This is a genomic window from Rubrivirga sp., assembly GCF_049648075.1.
Classification (GTDB): domain Bacteria; phylum Bacteroidota; class Rhodothermia; order Rhodothermales; family Rubricoccaceae; genus Rubrivirga.
Genome location: NZ_JBARYR010000418.1, coordinates 1 through 5,531 on the forward strand (window position 1 = coordinate 1; position 5,531 = coordinate 5,531).

Here is a 5,531-nt window from a genome sequence, read left to right on the forward strand (position 1 = left end):
CGTCTAGCGTTTTCTCCGGCACGAGCCCGGATCGCTCTCCTCGTCGCGCTGTGCGTTCCGGTCGGGGGGTGCGGCGCGGCAAAGGCGGTCTATGGAAGCCCTGCTCCGGTGGAGGTGACGCCCAGACAGACCGTCGTGCTCTCGATAGAGCCCACCTCGACGAGCGTGGGGCATCGTCTCTACAGCCGTCTGTTCGATCTCATGCTGGACGACGCAACGCGAGACCGGGTCGTGTGGCCGGACGCGCCGGCGGGCGGGGCCCTCGTCTCGTCTGCCCCGGTCGACCTCGAGGGCGACGCGATCCGGCTCCGCGTGGACAGCTTGTCGTTCTCGATCGACGGGACGGCGGACCGGCTCGGCGTCGGGTCCGTGGTGGAGGGGCGTCAGTTCCTGATCGCCCGGGCCTATTTCGCTCTCGATCCCGGCGCCGAGGGCGGCGGGGTGCGGTCGGGCTACGCCATCGGGCAGGCGAACTTCAACGTGTCCGACGGGGGCGTGTCGTGGGGCGTCTACCTCGGGGCGCTCACGTCGCTCGCGAGTGCCATCGTGCAGGACGCCAGGCTATCTCGGCCATGACGCGTCGCCACTAGGCCGGCAGGTGCGCGTCGAGCCAGCGCCGGACCTCGGGCTCCGGAAGGGCGCCGGTGAACTCGGCAACGACCGACCCGTCGACGAACATCTTGACGGCCGGGATGCCTCGGATGCCGAAGCGTTGCGAGAGCGACGGGTGCGCGTCGGTGTTGATCTTGACGAGCCGCCACGCCCCGCCGCTCGCCTTGGCGAGCCCCTCGATGGTCGGGCCGAGCACACGGCACGGGCCGCACCACGGCGCCCAGAAATCGACCACGACAGGTTTCTCGTGGCTCTTGTCGAGGACGTCGGTTTGGAATCGGTCGGGCATGGCTCTGGGGGTCAGCGTGTGGTGCCGGAGCCGGCCGCTCGGGGGGCGCCGAACCCGTCTACGTCCACGGCTCCGGTATGTCCCATCCGTCTGAGAACTCTTGCCGCCCGTCTCGACCGGCTCCCGGGTTGACAGTGAACGTACTCGGGGCCACTCCCCGGTAGCTCCAGTGCCTCGACGTCTTTCTGGAAGCTGTCTGCCAGAACACCGACGTCGACGGCGCCCTCGAGGTGGCCCCCGGCGATCTCGCTCGGCGTGCAAACATCCAGGACAGGAACGTCCCTGTCACGATCGGCGACGGATGCGGCGGCAGACGTCGAGGACGACCTCCAAATAGGTGAGACACGGCGCTCGGGGACGTGAAGACCGATGACGGTGACACGACGGTCTCGCAGACCTGTTGCACGGGATGATCGGAAGAGAGATGGAGTCGAGGACGCCTATGCCGAAGTCGCGGCTGTTTGAGAAGCGGGCGAAACCGCGGCGCCGACCTCGAGGGCACTCACCCAAGGTGCCGGAGGTCACCACCTTCGGCGCGCGAAAACCTTTTCACTCTCGCTGCGTGAGGCTCCAACCCGGGCCCCGTCGCATCAGTCCGGGCCTCGACGCTGACACGCCCGCACTCGTCGGACTCTTTTCGAACCGAACCCCTCTCTGTGTCCAGACCGATTACTCCACCATCGTCCCACTCGCGCTCAGGCGGCCGTGGTGCAGCATACCAAGCCCCCAATCGGATCCAGGTCCGAGGTGTGGAGGTCGCATCTCGGCCGGCCTCCGAGCAACTCTCGCTCGTTCGCCAGACGCTGGACCGTGGGATCCACGGCATCGCGTTCAGCCCCTATCTCGATGGGCAAGAGCCGGGCGACGAGATCTCCGAGGCCCAGATCCGCCAACGGCTCGCCGTCATCGAGCCCCACGTCCGCTGGATCCGGACGTTCTCGACCACCGAGGGCCACGAGGCCATCCCACGCATCGCCCACGAGAAAGGGATAAAGACCTTAGTGGGCGTCCACCTCGATGCCGACCTCGAGGCCAACGAGCGCCAGCTCGCGGCAGGCATCGAGATCGCCCGAGCAGGTCACGCCGACATCCTGGCCGTCGGCAACGAGAACATGCTCCGGGAGGACATCACGGAGGGACAGCTCGTCGACTACATCGAGCGGGCGAAGGCGGCCGTCCCCAACGACGTGCCCGTCAGTTTTGTCGACGCGTACTACCTCTTCGAGCTCTACCCGGCGATTGCCGAGGCCGTTGACGTGCTCATGGTCAACTGCTACCCATACTGGGAAAGCTGTCCCGCAGAGTTCGCCCTCCTGTACATGAAAGAGATGTACCGGCGTGCCGTCAAGGTCGCCGGCGGCCGACCAGTCATCATCAGCGAGACCGGCTGGCCGACCTCCGGCACGCCCTTCCACGCCGCCGAGCCCGGCCTCGACCGAGCGGCCGAGTACTTTGTGCGGACCTACCAGTGGGCCGAGGAGGACGACGTCGACATCTTCTATTTCTCCGCCTTTGACGAGGCCTGGAAGGTCGGCGCCGAGGGCGACGTCGGCGCGTTCTGGGGTCTTTGGGACAAGGACGGCACTCTCAAATTCGCCTAGGGCTACAGTCATGACGATAGACAACATTGGGGTCGAGTATGGCCCCGCGATCTGCTACTCGGGGTACCGAGAGGGACAGTCCCCTCTCACCGATACCTACCCGTCTTACGACGACGTCCGGGAGGACCTGGAGATTCTCGCCCCTCACTGGCGTTACCTCCGCCTGTACGACTCCGGCCGGCACGCGGAATTGGTGCTGGAGGCCATCCAGCAGGAGGGGTTCGAGTTCCGCGTGATGCTCGGCGCTGCGATCGGCGCGGAGGTGAGCAACCCGGGTTGCCCGTGGGGCGGCGTCTACTCGGCCGAGACGCTCGCTGCGAACCGTCAGGCAAACGGCGCCGAGTTGGACCGGATGATCGCGCTCGCGAACCGATACGAAGAGGTCTTCGCCGTGTCGATCGGGAACGAGGCCTCGGTCGAGTGGACGGACCATTTGGTCCCGGTCGACCGGCTCGTCACGTACGCACGACGCGTCAAGGCCGCCGTCGCCCAGCCCATCACGTTCTGCGAGAACTACGTGCCGTGGACAGCCAAGCTCGCCCCGTTGGCCGCCGAACTCGATCTGCTCTCGGTCCACACCTACCCCGTCTGGGAGCACCAGCCTCTCGAGCATGCCCTCTCGTACACCGACCAAAACGTTCGGAGCGTGTCAGAGCACTATCCCCACACGCCCGTCATCGTGACGGAGGCTGGATGGACGACGCGCTCGAATGGACGTGGGATCGACCCGGCGCAGGCGTCGCCCGAGCTCCAAGAGGCATACGTGGAGCAGTTGATGGCGTGGAGCCGTGAGCAGGGCATTCTGACGTTCGTGTTCGAGGCGTTCGACGAGCCATGGAAAGGGTCGCCGGACCCATCGGAACCGGAGAAGCACTGGGGCCTCTATACCGTCGACCGCCAGCCGAAGCCAGTGGTGGAGCGACTGCTCGTGCTCTCGTGAGAGGGGTCTCGCCCTACGGCAAGGCAACGCGTCCTGGAAGCGCTTGCGGAGCCGGCATGTGGCCGGTAACATGGGAATGAGTTGAAAAGGTTTTCAGCTCATCCCCTCTCATCCGCACCGTCCTGACGCCCATGCCGAACCGCTTCTACGTCATCCGCACGGCCTTCATTGTGGCCCTCGGGGGGTTCCTCATGGGGTTCGATGCCTCCGTCATCTCGGGGGTCGTCGGGTTTATCGAGACGGAGTTTGCGCTGACGAAGGCACAGCTCGGGTTCTCTGTCGCCTCGCTCACGCTCACGGCGACGCTCGCCATGATGGTCTCTGGGCCACTGGCCGACCGGTTCGGACGGAAGCCGATCCTCTACGCCGCAGCCATCCTCTACGCGATCTCAGCGGTCGGGTCGGCCTTGGCGCCCACCTTCACGACCCTCGTGATTGCGCGAATGATTGGCGGGCTCGGGGTCGGCGCCTCGCTCATCATCGCGCCGATGTACATCGCCGAGATCGCGCCGCCGGAGATGCGCGGGCAGATGGTCTCGTTCAACCAGCTCAACATCGTCGTCGGGATCACGGTCGCGTTCTTTACGAACTACCTCATCCTCCAGTGGCTCGACGGCGCACCCGACTCGTGGCGCTGGATGCTCGGCCTCGAGGCACTCCCGGCCGTCGTGTACTTCGTTGGCCTGCTCTTCGTGCCGAACAGTCCCCGCTGGCTGGTCGCTCAGGGACGCCCTCAAGAGGCCTTGCCGATCATGCAGATGGCGGTCGGAAGCGTGGCCGCGACGCAGGAGCTCGACGAGATCCAGCGGAGCATGGCCGAGGACAAGGAGGCTGACAAGGGCGGGCTGAAAGACCTGTTCTCGCCGTCGCTTCGACTCGTGTTGGTCATCGGCGTCGTCATCGGCGTCATCCAGCAGGCGACGGGCATCAACGCGGTGTTCTTCTACGCACCGACGATTTTTGAGCAGTCCGGCATCGGCACCGACGCGGCGTTCGTCCAGGCCATCTTCGTCGGGGTCATTAACTTGGTGTTTACGCTCTTGGCGATCGCGTTCATCGACCGTCTGGGTCGGCGGCCGCTCTTGATTGGAGGTCTGGTCGGAATCACGATCGCGATGGGCTTGCTGGCCTACGGGTTCGGCCAGGCGACGTACACCGTCTCCGACGACGCGGTCGTCATCATCGAGGACGCCGCGATGGCTCCGAGCGTTTCGTCGCTCGTCGGTCAGTCGTACGACAACGACGTCGCCTTTAAGTCCGCTCTCGCCGACGCGATTGGGCCGGAGGCCGCCGCCCAGTACGAGTCGGCGTTCCTGACCGACGCCGTCGACCTCAACCCGACGCTGATCTTGGTCGGCATTCTGGGGTTTGTGGCGTCGTTCGCGATCTCGCTCGGGCCGGTGATGTGGGTTCTGTTCTCCGAGCTGTTCCCGAACTGGATCCGTGGCTTGGCGATCTCCTTCGTTGGGCTGATCAACTCGGCCGTGAGTTACATCGTCCAGCAGGTATTCCCCATCGAGCTCGCGGCGTTGGGCGCGGCGACGACGTTCGCCATCTTCGGCATCATCGCGTTCGTGGGCTTGGTGTTCGTGTGGTTCGTCGTCCCCGAAACGAAGGGCAAGTCGCTCGAAGAACTGGAAGCTCAACTCGTTAAAGTATAAGTCCATGCGCTCGATCTCCGTTCTCGCCCTCGTCTTTGTGCTCGCAGCCTGCGGCTCCCCTCGCGACCCCGACCCGATCAGCGCTCCGGCCTCCGTCCTCGAGGACGGACCTCGCCAGGTCGAGCTACGCCAGACCGACGGGCGCTACCAGATCACCGTGGACGGCGCGCCGTTCTTCGTCGAGGGCGCCGGCCTCGAGTTCGGCGACATCGAGGCGCTGGCCGCGCGCGGCGCCAACTCGTTCCGCACCTGGCGGACGGACAACGGCCAGCAGACGGGCCAGGAGGTCCTCGACGCGGCGGCGGCGAACGGCCTGTTGGTGACGATGGGCCTGGAGATCGCGCGCGAGCGGCCGGGCGAGGGCCGGGGCGTGTTCGGGTTCGACTACGACGACGAGGCCGCGGTCGCGGAGCAGCTGGAGCGCGTCC

Annotated in this window: 6 protein-coding genes and 2 pseudogenes; 6 read left to right on the top strand and 2 right to left on the bottom strand. The window is 66.0% G+C overall.

The window, feature by feature from the left end; genetic code table 11:
* Positions 1 to 576, top strand: a 576-nt coding sequence (locus tag WBA11_RS11920) for a hypothetical protein (RefSeq protein ID WP_424520904.1), incomplete at its 5' end; no start/stop codon positions are given.
* Between the two features lie 10 nt (positions 577 to 586).
* Here the strand turns inward: WBA11_RS11920 and WBA11_RS11925 are convergent.
* Together WBA11_RS11925 and WBA11_RS11930 are read right to left on the bottom strand one after the other, a co-directional pair.
* Positions 587 to 901 (bottom strand): thioredoxin family protein, encoded by a 315-nt coding sequence (locus WBA11_RS11925; protein WP_424520905.1) that lies wholly within the window; start codon positions 899 to 901, stop codon positions 587 to 589.
* Between the two features lie 11 nt (positions 902 to 912).
* The gene (locus WBA11_RS11930; RefSeq protein ID WP_424520908.1) at positions 913 to 1,296 is read right to left on the bottom strand and encodes a rhodanese-like domain-containing protein; all 384 of its coding nucleotides are present in this window, start codon (positions 1,294 to 1,296) and stop codon (positions 913 to 915) included.
* Between the two features lie 354 nt (positions 1,297 to 1,650).
* On the opposite strand from WBA11_RS11930, the gene WBA11_RS11935 reads away from it, so the two are divergent.
* From WBA11_RS11935 to WBA11_RS11955, 5 genes and pseudogenes are all read left to right on the top strand, one after another.
* On the top strand, positions 1,651 to 2,502 hold the full coding sequence (locus WBA11_RS11935; RefSeq protein WP_424520906.1) for a glycosyl hydrolase family 17 protein: 852 nt from the start codon (positions 1,651 to 1,653) through the stop codon (positions 2,500 to 2,502).
* A 10-nt stretch (positions 2,503 to 2,512) separates the two neighbouring features.
* Entirely contained in the window at positions 2,513 to 3,442 is a 930-nt protein-coding gene (locus WBA11_RS11940; RefSeq protein ID WP_424520907.1) for a glycosyl hydrolase family 17 protein, read from the top strand.
* Between the two features lie 107 nt (positions 3,443 to 3,549).
* Positions 3,550 to 4,611, top strand: a pseudogene (locus WBA11_RS11945) (sugar porter family MFS transporter); the annotation flags it as partial.
* Between the two features lie 27 nt (positions 4,612 to 4,638).
* Positions 4,639 to 5,103 carry an MFS transporter gene (locus tag WBA11_RS11950; RefSeq protein WP_424520909.1) on the top strand — a complete coding sequence of 155 codons (465 nt, stop codon included), beginning with the start codon at positions 4,639 to 4,641 and terminating at the stop codon, positions 5,101 to 5,103.
* Between the two features lie 4 nt (positions 5,104 to 5,107).
* Positions 5,108 to 5,531: pseudogene (locus WBA11_RS11955) on the top strand (hypothetical protein); the annotation flags it as partial.